Below are 19,892 nucleotides of genomic sequence, written 5' to 3'. Positions count from 1 at the left end.
CCGTTCACCTGGAAGCGCTCTTGATCAGCCGTTCTTCTTCAGGCAGAGCACCTGGTCACCGTCGTCCTTCGGCACCACGATGTACGGCTGGGAGACGTCACCGCACTGCTCCTTGGCGGTCACGATCGACACCACCGTGAACGTCTCCGGCTCGGTGCACGCGGCCGCCACCGGGGTGTTGCCGTCACGCTTCACGCACTCACCCTGGGACACGCTGAAGTCGTCACCCGAGATCAGGTACACCAGGCCGAACACGAGGCTCAGCAGCAGCGCCGCACCCAGCACGACGGCCAGCGCGACCGGGATCGTACGGACGTTCACCTTCCCCGACGGGGCCGGCGGTGGCGCGGGCGGATCGGCCTTGAACTGGTCGAACCGGCCCTGCTCGTCGGCTGGCCCGGGCCAGCTCGTGGTGTCCTCCGGACCCGGTGGAGTCACCGTGGCACGAGTCGCCGGGCCACCCGAGTACGCGCCGCCGGGCTGCTCACCGGGCATCGGCGGCAGGGCGGGCGCCGGAACGTACGGCGAGTTGCCCCGGCCGGACACGTCCGTGGTGTGCTCGTTGTACTGGTCCGGGAAGCCGCCGGGCATCGGGCTGTGGCCACCCGAGGCGAACTCGCTGTAGGGCGGCCCGGACTGGTCGCCGAACTGGCCCGGGAACTGCGGCGAACCCGGCATGGCCGGACCACTGCCCGGGAACGGCGGCTGAGCACCGGGGTCACCGGCGCCCGGGAACGGCTGACCGTCACCACCGGGGAACTGCGGCGAACCGGGCATCGAGAACGGCGATCCGCCACCCGGCTGCGCCTCCGGCGGAGTGACGCGGGCGCTCGCCGTGGCACGGGCAGTGGCCCGGGCCGGCGACTGCGGGGCGACACCCGGAGCACCCGGGGTGCCGGGGCCGCCCGGAGCGCCGGGGCTGCCATGGGTGCCGCCCGGAGCGCCGAAGCCGTCGCCTGACGGTGGCTGGAAACGATCATCGTTGGAGGGCGGCTGGAACCGGCCCCCATCCTGTGGGCTGCCGGAGGGCGAGGCCGCAGTGCCGTAGACGGGCGGCGGAAAACCACCAGGCTGCTCGCCGCCCGGGGAACCGGGGAACGGCGTGGCGCCACTGCGGTCGTCGGCACCCCGCTGCGGCAGGCCGAACCCGCCGGACGGGTTCTCACCACGCTGCGGACCACCGAACGGGTCGTTGCCCTGCTGCGGAGCACCGAACGGGCTGTTGCCCTGCGATGGCTGGCCAAAGGGGTCGTTGCCCTGCTGCGGAGCACCGAACGGGCTGTTGCCCTGTGACGGCTGGCCGAACGGGTCGTTGCCCTGCTGCGGGCCACCGAACGGGTCTGACGGCTGGCCGAAGGGGTCGCTGCCCTGCTGCGGGCCACCGAACGGCTTGTCGCCCTGCGACGGTCCGCCGAACGGCGAGGTCGGCGCGGCCGGGAAACCGCCGGACGGGTTGTCGCCCTGCGGTGGGCCGCCGAACGGGGAGGTGGGAGCGGGCGGGAAGCCACCCGCGGCGCTGTCGCCCTGCTGCGGTCCGCCGAACGGGTCGCCCGGGCGGGCGGATCCGCTGAACGGTGAGGTCGGCGCGGGCGGGAAGCCGCCGAGCGGGTTCTCACCCTGCTGCGCCGGCCCGTTCTCACCCTGGCGAGACGGGCCACCGAACGAATCGCCCTGCTGGGCGGGCCTGCCGAACGGATCGTTCGAGGACGGCGCACCGAAGGGGTCGCCCTGCTGCGGCCCACCGAACGGGTCGTTCTGGCCCGGCTGGGAAGGCCCGCCGAGCGGATCACCCGCCGGGGAGCCGCCGCCGAACGGGCTGTTCTGGGGCCCGCCACCGAGCGGGTCGTTCTGGGCGCCGCCGAACGGGCTGTTCTGGGCGCCGCCGCCGAGCGGGTCGTTCTGGGGCGGCGCACCGTACGGCGACGTGGGCGCGGGCGGGAAACCACTCTCACCCTGCTGCGGCCCGCCGAACGGCGAGGTCGGTGCCGGGGCGAAACCACCGGACGGGCTCTCGTCCCGCTGCGGCAGGCCGCTCGGCTTGCCCGGCGGGTACTGCGGGGCGGGGCCACCGCCCTCGCCTCGCTGGGGCAGGCCACTGGGCTGGTCACCATACGGCGACGCGGTGGACGGTGCTGCCGCGAAACCGCCCGACGGCGACTCGTCGTTGGTGGCCGGGGCCTCGTCCGGGGCTGCCGGGGCCGGGCGGCCGTAGACGCGGGCCTGCGGTGCGGCGCTGGACGGCGGGGGAAGCTCGGCAGCCTCGGCCGGGGTGACCCGGACACCGGGAACCGACGCGCTCGCGGTCACCGGTCGGGCCGAGCCGACCGCGGGCTTCTTCGCCGGGTCACGCGGCTGCGGGACCGAGGAACCACCCTGCTGGTCATCGGGGAGGGCGCCACCCGTGGAGAGCGCCGCACCCGGGACACGCTGCGGGTAGCCGGCTGCGGACAGCGGCTGCTCGCCACCGTCACGCGGGCCGGACTCCGGTGCGGGCGGGAACGATCCACCGAACGCGGGAGCGTCGCCCGAGCGCGGGAAGGAGCCGCCACCGAACCCGGAACCGTCCCCGGCGGGCGGGGCGGAACCCCCGAACGCGGGGGCGTCACCGGGCGGCGGGAACGATCCGCCACCGAACCCGGAACCGTCTCCCAGGGGGGCGGGCGAGTGGTTACCCGAAGGCACGGCCGATCCACCGAACGCGGAACCGTCTCCCGAGGGTGCGGTCGACCCACCGAACGCGGAACCGTCTCCCGCGGGTGCGGTCGACCCACCGAACGCCGAAGCGTCACCGGGCGACGAGAGCGGGCCGCCGAACGCGGGAGCGTCGCCGCTCGGGGGGAACGTGGCACCGCCGAGCGGGTCGCGGGAAGCGTCCGCGGGCGGGTTGCCGAACGGCGGAGCATCCGACGGCGGCGGGAATCCACCCCCGCTGAGCGGGGAGGGGCTGCCGAACGGCTCGCGAGCCTGATCGGACGAGGACGCGGGCGGGGTGCTGCCGAACGGCTGCCGGCCCCGAACCGGCAGGTCCAGGCTGGGCTGGCTGCCGGAGGGCGACTCGGTGCCGGGGCCGGCCGGGGCGCGCAGCGGGAAGCCGCCGCCCTCGCCGCGCCGGGACGGGAACGTGGTGCTGGCCGGCTGCGGCGGAGCGGAATCCGGGGTCTCGGACCCGCGAACGTTCTGCATCCAACTGTTCTGTGCCGGGCCGGTGCTGAACGTGCCGGGGGCCGAATTGTCCGGAAGGTCGGAGAGGCTGGCCCCGGGCACCCGGACCGGCTGGTCACCGAATGCGGAGAAGGAGCGGCCGAGACCACCGTCCTCGGGCGCGGTGGCCCCCGGAGTGCGGGTCGGGAGCCCACTCGACGTGAGCCGACCACCGGACGGCTCCGGTGCGGCCGGGGGTGGGAAGCCGCCACCGAACGATCCCGCGGCGCCGGGCTCGGCCGCTGGGGGCGGCGGGGTGGCGGAACCGGGCGGGGTCCAGGACGGCTGCGGCTGGCCGGCGTCGAACGGCGCGGGCGCCGGGACGGACGCGGCACCGGAGGAGGGCGCGGATCCATACGGCGTCGGCGGAGTGCCGGGCGGACCGTACTGACCAGGGGGCGAACCGTAGGGCGACGCGGTACCGGCGGCCTCGGGGGAGACCGAACCATACGGCGACGCCTCGGGCTGCGGCACCCGGGCCGAACCGTAGGAGGTGCCGCCCTGGCCGGAGCCGGCGCCGAAGGTGGAGACGGCGGGCACGACGAACGGTGAGCCACCGCCCGGAGTGCTGGTCGGCGGCGGACCATACGAATTGGGGAAGCCCTCAGCGGGCGGCTGGGCCGATGCCCGGCCGGCGATCCGCTGTGCGTCGGGGTCGGGCGGGAACCCGCCCGACGTGGGTCCGCCCGACGTGGCCTCGGCCGGCTGACCGGCGTGCTGCCCCTCGGACGTCATACGCGCCTCCTCATCGATGCGGCCGTGCCAGCTTTGCACGGACGCGACTCCACCGACGACCTTCCGCCAGGGGTCGTGCCAGCTTTCCGGCCTGGCCGTGCTGAGGCCGTGGGCGTTGTCGCTGCCCGGGTGGCCCCGGTCTCCCTCGCCGATCGGCCGTGCCGGTTCGGGGACCGTGCCCACGGTACCGGGCGGGCGCGGCGGGAGGAATCCCGGTGTACGCCCCTTGGGGACCTCTTACCGATCTTCAAGGTTGAGATCAGACACGAACAGGGTGCGATCCCGGAAACGAGGAGGACGTGATTCTGGTAACGCCGGAGCCCTGTTCACGCGTACACGAAACAGCCCGCCCGGGTGACCCGGACGGGCTGGAACGTCGTGTGCGAAAACGCCTGGGACCTCAGTTGGTCCAGCGACGCTGGGCGATGACGGCGATCTCGTCGCGCATGGCCTGCGTGGGCGCCGCCTGCATCGCGCGCTCGATGGCACGGTTCTGGCGGCTGATCATCCGGTTGCGGCGAATGCGGTCGATCATGTTCATGGCAGTGCTCACTTCTCCCGCGGTGGCGGGTCTGGCTTGACGAGCGTCGCCGGACCGCTTGTGGCGGACCCCCTCGGCGCGCGTCCCGTTGTCGACTCAAGTATCGGTCGACAACGGGCGCTCCGCCAGGGAATTAAGGGGTGAGCTGGGTCATGAACCTAAGGATCGAAGGTCACCTGCCATGTGTGACCAACGGTCCTTAGGTCCAGCTGAGCAGTGTCGCCTCCGGGTCGGTCAGGAACGCACCCACGTCACGCAGGAACTTCGAGCCCAGTTCGCCGTCGATGATCCGGTGGTCGAAGGAGAGCCCGAGTGTGGTGACCTGACGCACCTTGATCTTGTCCTTGTGCACCCAGGGCATCGGCCGGATCGCGCCGAAGGCCAGGATCGCCGACTCGCCCGGAGGCAGGATCGGTGTTCCGGTGTCGATGCCGAACACACCCACGTTCGTGATCGAGAGTGTGCCGCCGGTCATGTCGGACGGCGGGGTCTTCCCCGACTTGGCCACCCGGACCAGCGTGTTCAGGGCCTCGGCCAGTTCGCGGAGGGTGAGGCGGCCGGCGTCCTTGACGTTCGGGACGATCAGGCCACGCTCGGTCGCCGCGGCGATGCCGAGGTTCACGTAGTCCTTGATCACGATCTCCCCGGTCGCCCCGGACCAGGTCGAGTTGACCATCGGATGACGTTTCGCCGCGAGCAGCACCGCCTTCGCCACCAGCAGCAGCGGCGACACCCTGGTCTCGGCGAACTCGGGCCGCGACTTCAGCTTCTCCAGCGCCTTCATCGAGCGCGTCACGTCGACCGTGAGGAACTCGGTGACGTGCGGTGCCGAGAACGCCGACGCGACCATGTTCTCCGCGGTCAGCTTCCGCACCCCCTTGATCGGGATGCGCTGCTCGCGGGATGCGTCGAAGACCGCGGCCGGTGCGGTGGGCACGGTCGCCGCAGCGGTCTCGGCCGGCGTTTCCGGGCGAGAAGCCGCCAGTTGTACGTCGTCCCGCGTCACCGAACCCATCGGGCCCGTCCCGTTGACTCCGGCGAGGTCGACGCCGAGATCACGGGCGAGCTTCCGAACCGGCGGCTTGGCGAGCACCGGCCCGGTCCGTCCGGCCGGGGAGGCCGTCGCGGGTGAGATGACGGCCGGGGAGACGGCCGCCGGGGGGACGGTCGCCGGAGCGACGGGCTGGACCACGGGAGCCGGCACGATCGGTGCGGCCACGATCGGGGCGGCAGCCGCCGGAGGCGGGGTGGGTGTGGTTGCGGTTGTCGAAGTCGTGGCCGTACCGCTGCGGGGTCGTCGTTTTGCCGTTGTCGTTTTCGGGCCGTAACCGACGAGAACCGCGGTCCGCCCGCCGGGCGCCGGACCACCGATGAGGCCGGCTTCGGTCTCGCCGTCCTCGGACGAGGAAGAGGAAGAGGAAGCCGGCGCGGAATCGGGCGACGGCACCGGACCCGCGGTCGGGTCGGTGTCGATGGCGATGATCGGCTGGCCGACCTCGACCACCGCCCCCGCCTCGTGGAAGATCCGGGTGACTACGCCGCCCCATTTCGCCGGGATCTCGACCGCCGCCTTCGCGGTCTCGACTTCGACGATCGGCTGGTTGAGCTCGATGGTGTCGCCCACCTTGACCAGCCAGGACAGGATCTCGCCCTCGGTGAGACCCTCACCGAGGTCGGGCAGGTTGAACTCCTTGATCCGGGACATCGGCGTCACCAGCCGAACGAACGGTCGACGGCGTCCAGCACCCGGTCCAGGTCGGGGAGGTATTCCTCCTCGACCCGCGCGGCCGGGTAGGGGATGTCGTATCCGGTCACCCGCAGTACCGGCGCTTCCAGTGAGTAGAAGCACTCCTCGGTGATCCGGGCGGCGATCTCAGCGCCGAGACCCACGTTGCCGGGCGCCTCGTGGACGACGACGGCGCGGCCGGTCCGGCGGACCGACTCGAAGAGCACCGGGTAGTCGATCGGCGAGAGCGAGCGCAGGTCGATCACTTCGAGCTCGCGGCCGTCCTCGGCGGCGGCCGAGGCGGCGTCCAGCGCCACCCGGACCATCGGGCCGTACGCGAGCAGCGTCGCGTCGCTACCCGGCCGGGCCACCCGTGCCGAGTGCAGCGGGAACGCACCGCTGAGCGGAGCGTCCAGGTCGACCTCGCCCTTCTCCCAGTAGCGCCGCTTGGGCTCGAAGAAGATCACCGGGTCGTCGGAGGCGATCGCCTGCTGGATCATCGTGTACGCGTCGGCCGGGTTCGAGCAGGTCACCACCTTGAGCCCGGCGGTGTGCGCGAAGTATGCCTCGGGCGACTCGGAGTGGTGCTCGACCGCGCCGATGCCGCCGCCGAACGGGATCCGGATGGTGATCGGCAGTCGCAGCTTGCCCTTGGACCGGTAGTGCATCTTCGCCACCTGGGCGACGATCTGGTTGTAGGCCGGGAAGACGAACCCGTCGAACTGGATCTCACAGACCGGCCGGAACCCGCGGATGGCCAGGCCGACCGCGGTCCCGACGATGCCGGCCTCGGCCAGCGGGGTGTCGATCACGCGATTCTCGCCGAAGTCCTTCTGCAGGGCGTCGGTGATCCGGAAGACGCCGCCGAGCTTGCCGACGTCCTCTCCCATGATCACGACCTTGGGGTCGTCCTCCATCGCGCGGCGCAGGCCGTGGTTGAGAGCTTTGCCCAGTGTGATCATCAGTGCCCACTCCCCTCGAACGACGCCTGGTACCGGGTGAACGCGTCACGCTGCGCGTCGAGTTCCGGCGAACCGTTGGGATAGACGTGATCGAAAAGCGTCACGGGTTCGGGGTCGGGCATCGCCAGCACCCGCTCCCGGAGATCCAGCGCCTTCTTGTTGGCGGTCTCGTCGACCTCGGCGAAGAAGTCCTTCTTGGCGATCTTCTGCTTGCTCAGGAAGGCCCGGAGCCGGCTGATCGGGTCCTTCGCCTTCCACGACTCGACCTCGCTCGAGATGCGGTAACGCGTCGGGTCGTCCGAGCTGGTGTGCGCGCCCATCCGGTACGTGTACGCCTCGATCAGCGTCGGGCCCTGGCCGTTACGCGCGTTGTCCAGCGCCGCCCGGGTCACCGCGAACGTGGCCAGCACGTCGTTGCCGTCCACCCGGATGCCGGGGAAGCCGTAGCCGCCGGCCCGCTGGTAGAGCGGAACCCGGGTCTGGCGCTCCAGGGGCTCGGAGATCGCGTACTGGTTGTTCTGGCAGAAGAAGACGATCGGGGAGTTGAACACCCCGGACCACACGAACGCCTCGTTGACCTCGCCCTGGCTGGTCGCGCCGTCGCCGAAGTAGGCGATCACGGCCTCACCGTCGGCGGAACCGGTCTTGCCGTCCATGGTGACGCCCATGGCGTAGCCGGTCGCGTGCAGTGTCTGCGAGCCGATGACGATCGTGTACTGGTTGAACTTGAACTCGTTGGCGTCCCAGCCGCCCTGGTCGACTCCCCGGAACAGGCCGAACGGCATGATCGGGTCGATCCCGCGGCAGTAGAGGACGCCGTGCTCGCGGTAGGTCGGGAAGGCCATGTCCTGCGGCCGCAGCGCCCGGCCGGAGCCGACCTGCGCCGCCTCCTGGCCCAGCAGGCTGGCCCAGATGCCCAGCTCGCCCTGCCGCTGCAGGGCGACCGCCTCGGTGTCGAGGCGACGGACGGTGACCAGGTCCCGGTAGAGCTCGCGGTACTCCTCGTCGGTGAAGTCGACGGAATACGTCGTCCCGTCGGCGGCGGTGACGCTGTCGATGCGTTCGCCGTCGGGGGTCAGCAGTTGGACGAAGCCGCCGGGCGGGATGTCGGTCCCGGCCACGCTCTCGCCTTTCGCCATCCGTGTCTCCTGTTTCCTCGTTGCGCCCGCGGCGGGTGTCTCCCGGCCACGCGGCGGACCTCTCAGGTGCCGCGCCTGGCCCGGGTGTGGGTTGCCGCGCGGCGAGCACCGGCTGGAAGCCGGGACGGACGCCGTGGCCCCGCTGGTCGGCGGATGGCGACAGCGGCGATGCCGTCGTCCCCATCCTGACAGAGAGAGTGACCACCGTTACAGGCTGCGTGGATCACGAATCCAGAATTCTTGGACGACTATTTGTCGCTTTTACTCTATTTTGTCCAGTCACTTCGGTACTAATAGCCCTTTCATGCCGCTCCTTCCCGTGCCCGCCGTCGTTCATCCCCAATGACCGGGACGGATTCAAATTGATCTTTGGGTCTCCGGTCGGACTTCGTTGGTCTTCGTTCGGACTTCGTTGGGAGGAGCCTCGCGTGCCGCACGTACCGGATGACGACGACTTCGCGCGGCCCTTCAAGGTGCTGCGCAAGCGGATCGACGGGGTGTACCGCGAGGACCACGGCTTCTCCGGCACGACCCGGCGCTACGTGCTGATGGTGGTGATGCTGGTCGGGCTCGCCTCGCTGCCCACCCTCGCGATCTTGACCACCGGATCCGGCGAGATCACCGGGGACGGCCGCACCGGCGCCATCGACGTGCCGTTCCTGCCGCCGGCCGGGACCGGGCCGGTGCGTCCGGCACCGTTGCCGCCGGCCCCCGACATGCCGTCCCGCGCGGTTCCTTCCCAACCCGTGCAGGGGTACGGCGAAAGCCCGCGCCCGACCACCTCCTCGACGTCCGTCCCGACCCGGGACCCGCGGCCGGCCGAGTCGCCGGGCGGTTCACGAGCCCCGGCGCCCACGGTCGGCCCTACGTCGTCCTCCGCGCCCACGGTCGGTTCCGCATCGTCCGCGCCTCCGGCTTCGTCGGCGTCCGCCTCTTCGTCCGGCGTGGCGTCCGCTGGGAAAGGGCGGGCCCGCTCGGCTCATTCCCGGGATTCGGCCCGATCGGCGCCGACTTCCGGTGGGAAGGCGCGACCCTCTTCCGGAACTGATGGTGCGAGTTCGCCGCGAAACTCGTCGAAGGGTGAGCCGCGTCCGTCCCGTGACGGGCTGCCGTCGTCTCCGGCTAAGGCGCATTCGTCGTCGGATGGGCGTCCGTCTCGGAGCGGGTGGTCACTGTCGCGGGCCGGGGCGTCACTCGCGCGGCGGGCTATCCCGACGGTGCCTGACCTGCCGGCGGTTCCGAGCGAGGAGGTCCGCCCGGAGCCCGACGATCTCCCGGATGTTCCGAACCTGCCGGACATTCATCACGAACCCGGACGACCGGTCGACGACCACCACGACGATCCCAGAAATTACGATGAACCGCGTAAACCGGATTTTCCTGGGAATTCCGCCTGCGAGAAGACCATCTTCGCGTCTGAACGTTCCAGCCGGCGGCCTCCCGACCATGCGGACACGACCCAGCGCTCGGCCGGCGACCCGCACCGGCGTGACCACCGTTCCACAGCCCATGATCGCCGATCCACGGATCGGCCCCGACACAGCCGGAGGTCAGCAGTGGCCGAACGCCCGTACAACATCCGCCCGTCCCGGATCCTCGAACAGAGTCCCTCCGACGGAAACCTGAACGTGGTGCGCCGTCTGCTGACCGACTCGAACTCCGAGGAGAACCGGCGCGCGAACCGCCCCTACCGTGGGATGCATCGCGCCGAACACACCAACTACCCGGAGGAACGCAACGCCTCCTACAACCGCAGCACCCGGGTGGGCCGTCACCACGCGGACCCGGACGCCCACTACATGAACCGCCGCTGAACCCCGGCTGGTCGCGAGAGCTGTCTGGGGGCCGGCCGGGGCTGGGTCATTCGTCGCGGTTGGCTTCCAGCCAGGCGTCGATGGCGGCGGAGTCGTTGGGGTCCACGCCCTCGGAGATGAGCTGCGCCACCGCCGCGGTGGCCGGGCTGCGCCGCTCGCCAGTCGTGTAGAGCCGGGCGAACTCCGGGATCAGCTCCTCCAGCGCGTCCTCGGTCTCCCGGACCGCCGCCGCCGGCAGGTTGCGCCGACCGGTCGAATACGCCGACCAGGCCCGCACCACGCGCGGCATCATCGCGGCGTCGTCCAGATCCAGGACGGCCCGCCGGTGCACCCAGTCGAGCAGGAAGAGCCCCGCGACCGCCGGGCTCCAGCGCAGCGGATCACCACCGGGCAGGGTCGCCGCGTGATCGAGCACCAGGCTGAGGCAGAAGTCCATCGACGCGACGTCGGCCGCGCCGCCGCCGGTCAGGTCGAACCGGGTCGCCTCCGGCGAGGCGAGGAAGTCACGGACCAGATCCTGCCCGGTCGGACCGGCCGGCTCGGTGAGCGGCGGCGTGTTCACGGCCGGGAGCAGGGCGAGCCGGGCCGCGGCGAGCGCCCGGTCGGTGGAGAGCGAACCGTCCGACGGCAGGTCGCTCAGCTCGTCGGTGACCCGCAGGTGCCGGCCCACCTCGTCGCGCAGCCGGCCCGGATCCTCACTGCGGAACCAGGTCAGCTCGTCGGCGTCGCAGATCTCCCGCACCTGGTCGAGCAGCGGCGCGGCCGAGGTGGCCACGAAGACGTCCTTGGTGATGCCGATGTTGTGGTCGACGAGGGCCACCACGGCGTGCTCCGGCCCGCCGTCGGAACTGTCCTCGTAGGCGTAGGTGACCAGGTAGGAGGTCTGGTCGCCATACACGTCCCCATACGCCCAGCAGCCGGTGGGCCGGACGCGGCCGAGCTGCGTGGCCCACAGCGGCGCCTCGGTGGCGTGGCCGACCTCGGCCGCTCCGTCGGCGTCGGGCACCAGGGTGGCGAAGACCTCGCGGATCGTCGCGGTGGCCGGGGTGTCCGGATCGGTGGTGGCGGTCAGGAACCGGCCCACGAAGTCGCGGACGGCTGCGGCCCGATCCTCGGAAGCGACCGTGTAGACGCTGCCGAGCAGGGCGGTGCCGAGCATTTCGGCATCGAGCGCGCAGCCCAGTTTCGTGACGTCACGGGCTGCTTGCAGCACGGCGTCGTAGACCGTCCGGGGTGCGGGCATGCCGCGAGCCTACGCCGCGACATGCCCCGGAACTACTCCGCTCGTACGACGCTGAGAGCTTCTCTCGCCTGGGCGTAGGCGTTCAGGACCTCACGCACCGGCGCGACCACGTAGCCACGGCCCACCTCGGTGACCGCCGCCCGCAGCCGCAACTCGGCCCGGCGCCGGGCGCGGCGTGCGCCGGCCTCGATGATCGGACGCAACACCAGCCACAGCAGCAGACCGCCGGCCAGGCCGCTGAGCAGCAGGAGCGTCGGCAGCGGGACCACACCGACGGTCGGCCCGTCGATCTCGGGGAGGCCGAGAGCGGTCAACGCGTACCCCAGAATGAGCCAGCCGAGGCCGGCCGCCGCGGTCGCCAGCAGCACCCACTGGAGCACCCCGACGGCCCGCCACCAGGCCGGTGGCTGCTCCAGGCCGAGGTCGGTCTGTGCCACCGCGCGGTCCAGGGCGTCGGGCAGGTCGGCCGCCTTCGAACGGGCGGCGCTGTTCAGCGACGGCGACCACACCTCGGGCAGCGGCGCGGCGGCGCGGGCCGCGACCGCCCGGACGGTCAGGCCGACCGCCGACTTCTGCGCGGCGTCGGCCTCCGGCACGGAGGTACGCGGTACGACATCCGTGGACACCGAGTCGGTCTTGACCGGTTCGGCGAGGTGGAGTTTGCGCAGCGGATCCGGCCGCAGCCTGCGCAGCCCGCGGACGAGCGGCCAGCCGGTCGCCGCGGCGGCCCGGTGCCGGTACGCCGCCGCGGTGGAGTCGGCCACTCCCGGCACCCCGGCCGACTCGGCCAGCGCGTCGCACAGCTGCCGTACCGTCGTCCGGTCCACCTCGTCCTCGGCGGCCGGTGGCCCGATCATGGCGCCCAGGTCCTCGCCGACCGCGTCCAGGTCGGCGGCGAGCCGGCGCAGCGCGGCCTTTCGGTTGGCGACCGTCGACTCCAGCGCCGACCGCAGGTCGCTGAGCATGCCCGGCTGCTTCGCCGAGGTGGCGATCACCGGTGTGTCGGTCAGCCCGTCCTCTTCGAGGAGCCGGGCCAGGTCGCTGCGGACCACCTCGGTGTCGGCCGGAGTGAGCCGGTCGGCCTGGTTGAGCACCACGATGGTGACACCGGCGTGAGTGCTGAACTGGGACAGGTAGGCCTGGTGCAACACGCGGTCGCCGTACTTCTGTGGGTCGACCACCCAGACGATCTGGTCGACCAGGCCGAGCAGCCGGTCCACCTCGAGCTGGTGGGCCCGCTCGATCGAGTCGAAATCGGGCAGGTCGAGCAGGATCAGACCGCGCAGGGTGGCCTCGTCGTCGCCGTCCAGAGCGCTCTCCCGGACGAACCGTTGCCGGGGCAGCACGCCGACCCAGTCCAGCAGCCGGTTGGCGGGTTCCAGCGGTCCCCAGACCACGGCGTGTGCGGTGCCGGTGGTCGGCCGGCGCACCCCGACCGGCGACAGCTTGAACCGGGCCAGCGCGTTGAACAGGCTGGACTTGCCGCTGCCGGTGCTGCCGGCGAGCGCGACCACGGTGTGGTCGAGGGAGAGGGTGAGCCGCCCGCTGGCCCGTTCGACCAGGGTGTGCGCGGCTACGAGTTCACCGTCCGGCAGGTACGGGTCGGCCACCCGCAGGAATCGGGCGAGTGCTTCCAGCCGTCGTGCCAGGGACTCCGCGTCGACTGATTCGTCGCGCGACTTCTGCACCAAGTTCATGACCCGGACCCGGTCAAAGCGAGTTCCTTCCTGGCGTTCTCCACCTCGGTGGCGGTCTGGCGCAGAAGCGTGCCATGAGTCGTTTCGAGGCGTGCCGCCGAGGTGCGCTCGGTGAAGCGGGCGGCCTCGACGGCGAGCAGTTTCTCGACCCGGTCGAGCAATTCGGCGCGGGCCCGGCCGGCGAGGGAGCGGATGGCCTGGTCGCCGAAGACGGCTTCGAGCACCTTCTGTGCGGCGACCGCGCTGCCCGCACCGGCGGCGACCTCCAGGCCGGTGGGGACGAAGGCGGTCGCGGTGAAGACCGCGATCATGACGGCCAGCCCGGCGCCGTTGACCGCGAAGGCCGCGCCGCGGGCCACCGCGCGTTTATCCGATGCCTCGGTACGGACCAGGTCGAGCACCCAGTGCTGCCAGTCACGGACCAGGCGGTCGGCGCGTTCGGCCAGATCGGGCGAGGCGTGCTGGAGCTCCGGGGCGAGCAGGGCGGCCCCGGCCGGATGGGCGTGCCAGGCGGCGTACGCCTGCTCGGCCGCGTCCGTTGCCACCCCGCGCAGCAGGGTGACCAGCTGGGATTCGAGCGCCACCCGCAGGTTCTGGGCCGGAGTGGTCCGACCGCTGAGGGCCGCCACCAGACGATCACGCAGGTGGCCGACCCGGGACTCCAGGTTGCGGACCAGGTCGCCGGTGCCCACGTACTCCTGCCAGCGGGCCAGCACCTCGCCGCGGAGCAGCCGGCCGTCGCGCAGACCCTCCTCGGTCACGTGGTGGGCGGTGCGGTAGGCGGCCTCGACCCGCTCGTCCAGCGACAACGCGGTGCGGACCTGGTCGTCAGCGGCCTCGGCGAGCCCGTTGAGGGCCGGGGCCAGTGCGCCGAGCGCGCCGTCCAGAGTCTGCCGGACCACCGTGCCGCGGGCGCCGGCGTCTCCGGCCAGCTGGGCGAACCAGATCCGCATCGGTCCGATCGCCGCGTCCGGGAGTAGCCCGCGCTGATCCAATTCGGTCTCGGGAAGCACGAACAGCGGCGCCGAGCCGAGCTCGTTGGCGGTCAGCATCTCGCCCAGGTGTGCCGCGATCTCGGCGGCGGCGTCGACCGGCACCCGGTCCAGGACCAGGGCGATCACCGTGCCGCGCAGCCGGGCGGTGTTGAGCAGCTCCCAGGGGACCGCGTCGGCGTACCGGGCGGCGGTGGTGACGAAGAGCCACAGATCGGCCGCGGCCAGCAGTTGGGCGGCGAGCTTACGGTTCTCGTCGACCACCGAGTCGACGTCCGGCGCGTCCAGCAGGGCGAGTCCGGGACCGATCGTCGGGGCGGCCACCACCTGCAGCGCATCCGAGGCGTTACTGGCCTGGCCGGTCCGGGTCAGGCCGGGTAGCAGCCCGCCGCGGCCGAACCACTGCACGTCGTCCGGGTGGGTCACCAGCACCGGCGACTTGGTGGTCGGCCGGAGCACGCCGGCGTTGCTCACCGGTGCCTGGACCAGGCTGTTCACCAGGGTCGACTTGCCGGCACCGGTGGACCCGCCGACGACCACCAGCAGCGGGGCGTCGAGGCGGGCCAGGCGTGGGAGCAGGTAGTCGTCGAGCTGGGCGGCCAGGGCCGAGCCGACTCGTCTGGCCTCGTCCGCGGACGGGAGGACAAGTGGGTAGGAGACCGCGCCGAGCGCCGCCCGTAACCGGCTCAGGGCCGTGGCCAGCCGGCCGACCACCGGGGGTGCTTCGACCGGTTCAGGGCGGTTTCCGTGATTTTCCGGACGGATCGGGCTCGCCCCCGTACGCTCTGGTGGGCCACCTGTGGCCACGCTGACCTGGTTCTTTTCATCCGATTGGGCGGGGACGGCGGAAAGGGCCGACGGACCGACCGCGTCTCCGTGCGTCGTCACGGGTAAAGCGTGCACGATCTATGCATCCAGGACAACAGGGTCCCGGTATGCCGTGACCTGACAGGTATGTGCCGGTGCTCCCATGCGACCACCGGCTTGCGCCCGAGGGGCTCAACTTCGATTTGACGATGTGCGGGGCCGTGGCATCATTGAGTCGGTTCCACTCAACCTTCGTACGCGAACCCTAAAGCGAGGAACACCATGGCACGTGCGGTCGGCATCGACCTCGGCACCACGAACTCCTGCGTCAGCGTTCTGGAAGGAGGCGAGCCCACCGTCATCGCCAACGCGGAGGGCTCCCGGACGACTCCGTCGATCGTCGCCTTCGCCCGTAACGGCGAGGTGCTCGTCGGCGAGGTCGCCAAGCGTCAGGCGGTGACCAACCCGGACCGGACCATCCGCTCGGTCAAGCGGGAGATCGGCACCAACTGGTCGATGGACATCGACGGTAAGCAGTACACCCCGCAGGAGATCTCGGCGCGGGTGCTGATGAAGCTGAAGCGCGACGCCGAGGCGTACCTGGGCGAGCAGATCACCGACGCGGTGATCACCGTTCCGGCGTACTTCAACGACGCGCAGCGCACCGCCACCAAGGAGGCGGGCGAGATCGCGGGCCTCAACGTCCTGCGGATCGTGAACGAGCCGACCGCCGCCGCTCTGGCCTACGGTCTGGACAAGGGCTCCAAGGAGCAGACCGTTCTGGTCTTCGACCTCGGCGGCGGCACCTTCGACGTCTCGCTGCTGGAGCTGGGCGACGGCGTCATCGAGGTCAAGTCGACCTCCGGTGACAACCACCTGGGCGGCGACGACTGGGACCAGCGGGTCATCGACCACCTGGTGAAGACCTTCCGTGGCGAGCACGGCATCGACCTCTCCCAGGACAAGATGGCGCTGCAGCGTCTGCGCGAGGCGGCCGAGAAGGCCAAGATCGAGCTGTCCGCGGCCAGCACGACCAGCATCAACCTGCCCTACATCACCGCGGGGGCGAACGGCCCGCTGCACCTGGACACGTCGCTGAGCCGCGCCGAGTTCCAGCGGATGACGCAGGACCTGCTGGACCGCTGCAAGGGCCCGTTCGAGGCGGCCATCAAGGACGCCGACGTCAAGCTCTCCGACATCGACCACGTCATCCTGGTCGGCGGCTCGACCCGGATGCCGGCCGTGACCGAGCTGGTGCAGAGCCTGATCGGCCGCGAGCCGAACAAGGGTGTGAACCCGGACGAGGTCGTCGCCGTCGGCGCCGCGCTCCAGGCCGGTGTGCTCAAGGGCGAGGTCAAGGACGTTCTGCTCCTCGACGTCACCCCGCTGTCCCTGGGCATCGAGACCAAGGGCGGCATCATGCACAAGCTGGTGGAGCGCAACACCACCATCCCGGCGCACCGTTCCGAGGTCTACACCACGGCCGACGACAACCAGCCCTCCGTGCTGATCCAGGTCTACCAGGGTGAGCGCGAGATGGCCGCGAACAACAAGAAGCTCGGCACCTTCGAGCTCAGCGGCATCGCCCCGGCGCCCCGTGGCGTTCCGCAGATCGAGGTCTCCTTCGACATCGACGCGAACGGCATCGTGCACGTGTCCGCCAAGGACCTGGGTACGGGCAAGGAGCAGAAGATGACGATCACCGGCGGCTCCGCGCTGCCGAAGGACGACATCGAGCGCATGATGCGCGACGCCCAGGACCACGCGGACGACGACAAGAAGCGCCGCGAGGACGCCGAGACCCGCAACCTGGCCGAGCAGCTCCAGTGGCAGACCGAGAAGTTCCTGGCGGAGAGTGGCGACAAGCTCCCCGAGGACAGCAAGAACAAGATCGGCGAGGCGCTCGGCGAGCTGCGCGGCGCGCTCGGCGGTACCGACATCGAGAAGATCAAGTCGGCCCACGAGCGGCTGTCGCAGGTCTCCCAGGAGGCCGGCTCGCTGCTCTACTCGCAGGGTGAGGCCCCGCAGGCTGCCGCGGGTGGCGCGCCGGGTGCCGGCACCGGTCCGACCGGCCCGGCGGCCGGCGGTGACGACGTGGTCGACGCCGAGATCGTGGAGGACGACAAGAAGTGAGTGCCAAGGACGACGAGATCGACGGTCCGGCGGCCGAGCGGGACGTCATCCAGGACGAGGTCGACTCGGCGGCCGAGGCGACCTCCGCTGAGGAACCGGTGAAGAAGAAAGCGCAGAAGCCGGTCGGCGCACATCGCGCCCGCGATGAGGAGGACGTGGCTCCGGTGGCCGAGGAGGCCGCCAAGCCCGGTCTCGGCGCCGAGCTGGAGGCCGTGCGGGGTGAGCTGGAGGAGCGGACCCACGACCTTCAGCGCGTCTCAGCGGAGTACGCCAACTACCGCAAGCGGGTCGACCGCGACCGGGGTGCGGCGGCCGAGCAGACCACCGGCAAGGTCCTCACCGACCTGCTCCCGGTCCTGGACGACATCGACCGGGCCCGTGAGCACGGCGACCTGGTCGGGCCGTTCGCCTCGGTGGCGGAGCAGCTCACCGCGGTGACCGGGAAACTCGGGCTGGTGGCCTTCGGCGAGAAGGGCGACCCCTTCGACCCGAACCGGCACGAGGCGGTCGCGCACCTGACGTCCGCGGACGTCGACGAGCCGACCTGCGTCGAGGTGATGCGTCGGGGTTACACACTGGGCGAGCGGCTGCTGCGCCCGGCACTGGTAGCCGTCGCCGATCCGGAGTGAGATCAGTGACTGTGTCCCGCCCACCGGTCTCCGGTGGGCGGGACGTCGCCGAAAGTCCGAGGCGCAGACGAATCGAGGAGGTGGACTGAATGAGCTCGAAGGACTGGCTCGAGAAGGACTTCTACGCCGTGCTCGGCGTGAACCGGTCCGCCTCCCCCGACGAGATCAAGAAGGCGTACCGGAAGCTCGCCCGCGATCTTCACCCCGACCGCAACCCGGACAACAAGGAGGCGGAGGAGAAGTTCAAGGCCGCCTCCGAGGCCTACGACGTGCTGGCCGACGACAAGAAGCGCAAAGAGTACGACGAGATGCGCTCGCTGTTCGGCTCGGGCGCGTTCCGGCGTGGGGCGCGGGGCGGCGGTGGCACCCAGTTCGATCCGTCCGATCTGTTCGGCGGCTTCTCCGGTGCCGGTGGCGCGCCGGGTGCCGACCGCCGGTTCGGCGGGAGCGGCTTCTCCGACATCTTCAGTTCGATCTTCTCCGGCGGGCAGGCGGCCGGTGGCCCGGCGACGGCCCGGCGTGGTCCGCAGCGCGGGCGGGATGTGGAGACCGAGGTCACCCTCGACTTCGCCCAGGCGGTTCGGGGTACGACCCTGCCGCTGACCTTGCGAACGCCGGGGGCCTGTGACACCTGTCACGGCAGCGGTGCCAAGCCGGGCACCACCCCCCGGTCCTGCCCGAAATGCCACGGCACCGGGCTGATCTCCAGCAACCAGGGTTCGTTCAGCTTCTCCGAGCCGTGCCGTGACTGTCAGGGCTCGGGCAGCATCGTGGACGAGAAGTGCCCGGAGTGCCGGGGCAGCGGCGGGGTCACCAAGACCCGCACGATCAACGTCCGGTTCCCCGCGGGTGTGGCCGACGGCCAGCGGATCCGGCTCAGCGGCCGGGGCGAGCCGGGCGACCGCGGCGGTCCCGCCGGAGACCTGTACGTGCAGGTCAAGGTGCGGCCCGACGACCTGTTCGGGCGCAGTGGCGACGACCTGACGCTGACGGTTCCGATCAGCATCGCGGAGGCCGTGCTCGGCGCCGACCTGAAGGTCCCCACTCTGGACGGTCCGGTCACGCTGCGAGTGCCACCCGGCACCCCGGGCGGCCGGAAACTGCGGGCCCGGGGCAAGGGCGTGGTCCGCAAGGAAGGCCAGGCCGGCGACCTGATCGTCACTGTCGACGTGCAGATCCCGGCGGGAGTGACCGGCGAGGCCCGGGACCTTCTGGAGAAGTTCGCGAAGTTGACCCCGCCGCCGGCGCGGGATCGGATCGAGGCCCGCCTGCGTCGGGCTGCCGGTTAGGACCCTCCCGGGAGGTGGCACATGTATGAAGAGATCAGCATCTCGATTGAACAGGCCTCCGACGCGAAGGTTTTGATCATCTCGGTGGCGGCGCGGCTCGCCGGGATGCACCCGCAGACCCTTCGGCAGTACGACCGGCTCGGGCTGGTGCAGCCCGGGCGGGCCGGGGGTGGTGGCCGGCGTTACAGCGAGCGGGATGTGGCACTGCTCCGCGAGGTGCAGCGGCTGAGCCAGGAGGACGGCGTCAACCTGGCCGGCATCAAGCGGATCATCGGCCTGGAGCAGTTGGTCACCGATCTGCAGCACCGGGTGGCCGAGTTGGAGCAGGAGCTCGAGTCGGCGTACACCCGGATGGCCCAGATGGAAGCGATGACCAATCCGTACGGGAGCCGTGATCTGGTTCGCCAGGAGCGGCACTCGACGGCGCTGGTGGTCTGGCGGCCACGGCGATCGCCGGACAAATGAGTAACGGCGGCCCTGAGGGCCGCCGTTACTGCGTGTAGTGACCGTACGAATACTTTCCGTACTCAGCGGCGGTTGAACAGGCCCAGTCGGCGCGGGTAGCGCACCAGGCCGCCCTCCATCCAGTCGTGGTGGTCGAAGAGCTCGGGCCGGGTCATCAGAACCCGGCAGTTGTGCGCCCAGATCTGCATCGGCTCGTCGCCGACCTCCTCCGCGCGCTCCACGAACTTCTTGAGCCGGCGCTTGCGCTGCCCGCTCGCGTTCTGCCGCAGCCCGTCCGCCGCGTAGATGTACATGCAGTGCTGCGCGAACCGTCGGGCCGGGCACTGCCGGTCCATGGCCAGTTCGAACAGGGTCGGGCCGAGCACATCGCCGGAGATCAGGAGGTCCCAGTCTTTCGGCATGCTGCTCAGCGGAACCGACTCAGGGTTGTATGCCCAGGTCTGCAACTCGTCGGGTCGAGGGTCGACCGGGTTGCCGAAACCGAGGAATGTAGCTTCACGCACGCTCACGTCGCCGCCT

At 71.1% G+C, this 19,892-nt stretch carries 14 protein-coding genes; 5 read left to right on the top strand and 9 right to left on the bottom strand.

Features of this window, described 5'->3' with window-relative positions; translation table 11 throughout:
• Nucleotides 1-24: 24 nt before the first annotated feature.
• The 5 genes from Q0Z83_RS43305 to pdhA all read right to left on the bottom strand — a co-directional run bounded on the left by Q0Z83_RS43305 (nucleotide 25) and on the right by pdhA (nucleotide 8,304).
• The gene (locus Q0Z83_RS43305; protein ID WP_317789282.1) at nucleotides 25-3,936 is read right to left on the bottom strand and encodes an LppU/SCO3897 family protein; all 3,912 of its coding nucleotides are present in this window, start codon (nucleotides 3,934-3,936) and stop codon (nucleotides 25-27) included.
• Between the two features lie 400 nt (nucleotides 3,937-4,336).
• Nucleotides 4,337-4,477 carry a hypothetical protein gene (locus tag Q0Z83_RS43300; RefSeq protein WP_317789281.1) on the bottom strand — a complete coding sequence of 47 codons (141 nt, stop codon included), beginning with the start codon at nucleotides 4,475-4,477 and terminating at the stop codon, nucleotides 4,337-4,339.
• Between the two features lie 199 nt (nucleotides 4,478-4,676).
• The gene (locus Q0Z83_RS43295) at nucleotides 4,677-6,182 is read right to left on the bottom strand and encodes a dihydrolipoamide acetyltransferase family protein (RefSeq protein WP_317789280.1); all 1,506 of its coding nucleotides are present in this window, start codon (nucleotides 6,180-6,182) and stop codon (nucleotides 4,677-4,679) included.
• 5 nt (nucleotides 6,183-6,187) lie between these two features.
• Nucleotides 6,188-7,165 carry an alpha-ketoacid dehydrogenase subunit beta gene (locus Q0Z83_RS43290; RefSeq protein WP_317789278.1) on the bottom strand — a complete coding sequence of 326 codons (978 nt, stop codon included), beginning with the start codon at nucleotides 7,163-7,165 and terminating at the stop codon, nucleotides 6,188-6,190.
• Nucleotides 7,165-8,304, bottom strand: coding sequence for a pyruvate dehydrogenase (acetyl-transferring) E1 component subunit alpha (gene pdhA / locus Q0Z83_RS43285; protein ID WP_317789277.1), 1,140 nt, complete (start codon nucleotides 8,302-8,304; stop codon nucleotides 7,165-7,167). Before pdhA ends, Q0Z83_RS43290 begins: the two co-directional genes overlap by 1 nt.
• A 428-nt stretch (nucleotides 8,305-8,732) precedes the next feature.
• Between pdhA and Q0Z83_RS43280 the strand changes: the two genes are divergently transcribed.
• Nucleotides 8,733-10,118, top strand: a complete 1,386-nt coding sequence (locus Q0Z83_RS43280; RefSeq protein ID WP_317789276.1) for a hypothetical protein — start codon at nucleotides 8,733-8,735, stop codon at nucleotides 10,116-10,118.
• A 46-nt stretch (nucleotides 10,119-10,164) separates the two neighbouring features.
• Here Q0Z83_RS43280 and Q0Z83_RS43275 read toward each other — a convergent pair whose 3' ends face one another.
• Genes Q0Z83_RS43275 through Q0Z83_RS43265 form a run of 3 tightly spaced genes read right to left on the bottom strand, consistent with a single transcriptional unit; the run spans nucleotide 10,165 to nucleotide 14,938 of the window.
• The gene (locus Q0Z83_RS43275) at nucleotides 10,165-11,361 is read right to left on the bottom strand and encodes a hypothetical protein (protein ID WP_317789275.1); all 1,197 of its coding nucleotides are present in this window, start codon (nucleotides 11,359-11,361) and stop codon (nucleotides 10,165-10,167) included.
• 32 nt (nucleotides 11,362-11,393) lie between these two features.
• Nucleotides 11,394-13,058 (bottom strand): GTPase, encoded by a 1,665-nt coding sequence (locus Q0Z83_RS43270; RefSeq protein WP_317789274.1) that lies wholly within the window; start codon nucleotides 13,056-13,058, stop codon nucleotides 11,394-11,396.
• A complete protein-coding gene (locus Q0Z83_RS43265) occupies nucleotides 13,055-14,938 on the bottom strand; it encodes an ABC transporter (RefSeq protein WP_378078455.1) in 1,884 nt (627 codons plus the stop codon). The genes Q0Z83_RS43270 and Q0Z83_RS43265 overlap by 4 nt, the downstream gene beginning before the upstream one ends.
• A 201-nt stretch (nucleotides 14,939-15,139) precedes the next feature.
• Between Q0Z83_RS43265 and dnaK the strand changes: the two genes are divergently transcribed.
• From dnaK to Q0Z83_RS43245, 4 genes are all read left to right on the top strand, one after another.
• On the top strand, nucleotides 15,140-16,990 hold the full coding sequence (dnaK, locus tag Q0Z83_RS43260) for a molecular chaperone DnaK (protein ID WP_317789270.1): 1,851 nt from the start codon (nucleotides 15,140-15,142) through the stop codon (nucleotides 16,988-16,990).
• A complete protein-coding gene (grpE, locus tag Q0Z83_RS43255) occupies nucleotides 16,987-17,619 on the top strand; it encodes a nucleotide exchange factor GrpE (RefSeq protein WP_317789269.1) in 633 nt (210 codons plus the stop codon). The genes dnaK and grpE overlap by 4 nt, the downstream gene beginning before the upstream one ends.
• Nucleotides 17,620-17,708: 89 nt before the next feature.
• A complete protein-coding gene (gene dnaJ / locus Q0Z83_RS43250) occupies nucleotides 17,709-18,908 on the top strand; it encodes a molecular chaperone DnaJ (RefSeq protein WP_317789268.1) in 1,200 nt (399 codons plus the stop codon).
• A 21-nt stretch (nucleotides 18,909-18,929) separates the two neighbouring features.
• Nucleotides 18,930-19,373: a heat shock protein transcriptional repressor HspR gene (locus Q0Z83_RS43245; protein ID WP_317789267.1), complete on the top strand. Its 444-nt coding sequence runs from the start codon at nucleotides 18,930-18,932 to the stop codon at nucleotides 19,371-19,373.
• Nucleotides 19,374-19,435: 62 nt separating this feature from the next.
• Here Q0Z83_RS43245 and Q0Z83_RS43240 read toward each other — a convergent pair whose 3' ends face one another.
• Nucleotides 19,436-19,882: a hypothetical protein gene (locus Q0Z83_RS43240; RefSeq protein ID WP_109600942.1), complete on the bottom strand. Its 447-nt coding sequence runs from the start codon at nucleotides 19,880-19,882 to the stop codon at nucleotides 19,436-19,438.
• Nucleotides 19,883-19,892: the final 10 nt, after the last annotated feature.

The organism is Actinoplanes sichuanensis, from assembly GCF_033097365.1.
GTDB lineage: Bacteria > Actinomycetota > Actinomycetes > Mycobacteriales > Micromonosporaceae > Actinoplanes > Actinoplanes sichuanensis.
The sequence above is the reverse complement of the archived record's forward strand: the minus strand, read 5'-3'. Positions and strand labels throughout refer to the sequence as shown.

What these genes read in the sequence shown, in the direction of transcription:
- Q0Z83_RS43305 (WP_317789282.1), bottom strand. Translation starts at nt 3,936, where the DNA reads ATGACGTCCGAGGGGCAGCACGCCGGTCAGCCGGCCGAGGCCACGTCG.
- Q0Z83_RS43300 (WP_317789281.1), bottom strand. Translation starts at nt 4,477, where the DNA reads ATGAACATGATCGACCGCATTCGCCGCAACCGGATGATCAGCCGCCAG.
- Q0Z83_RS43295 (WP_317789280.1), bottom strand. Translation starts at nt 6,182, where the DNA reads ATGTCCCGGATCAAGGAGTTCAACCTGCCCGACCTCGGTGAGGGTCTC.
- Q0Z83_RS43290 (WP_317789278.1), bottom strand. Translation starts at nt 7,165, where the DNA reads ATGATCACACTGGGCAAAGCTCTCAACCACGGCCTGCGCCGCGCGATG.
- pdhA (WP_317789277.1), bottom strand. Translation starts at nt 8,304, where the DNA reads ATGGCGAAAGGCGAGAGCGTGGCCGGGACCGACATCCCGCCCGGCGGC.
- Q0Z83_RS43275 (WP_317789275.1), bottom strand. Translation starts at nt 11,361, where the DNA reads ATGCCCGCACCCCGGACGGTCTACGACGCCGTGCTGCAAGCAGCCCGT.
- Q0Z83_RS43270 (WP_317789274.1), bottom strand. Translation starts at nt 13,058, where the DNA reads ATGAACTTGGTGCAGAAGTCGCGCGACGAATCAGTCGACGCGGAGTCC.
- dnaK (WP_317789270.1), top strand. Translation starts at nt 15,140, where the DNA reads ATGGCACGTGCGGTCGGCATCGACCTCGGCACCACGAACTCCTGCGTC.
- dnaJ (WP_317789268.1), top strand. Translation starts at nt 17,709, where the DNA reads ATGAGCTCGAAGGACTGGCTCGAGAAGGACTTCTACGCCGTGCTCGGC.
- Q0Z83_RS43245 (WP_317789267.1), top strand. Translation starts at nt 18,930, where the DNA reads ATGTATGAAGAGATCAGCATCTCGATTGAACAGGCCTCCGACGCGAAG.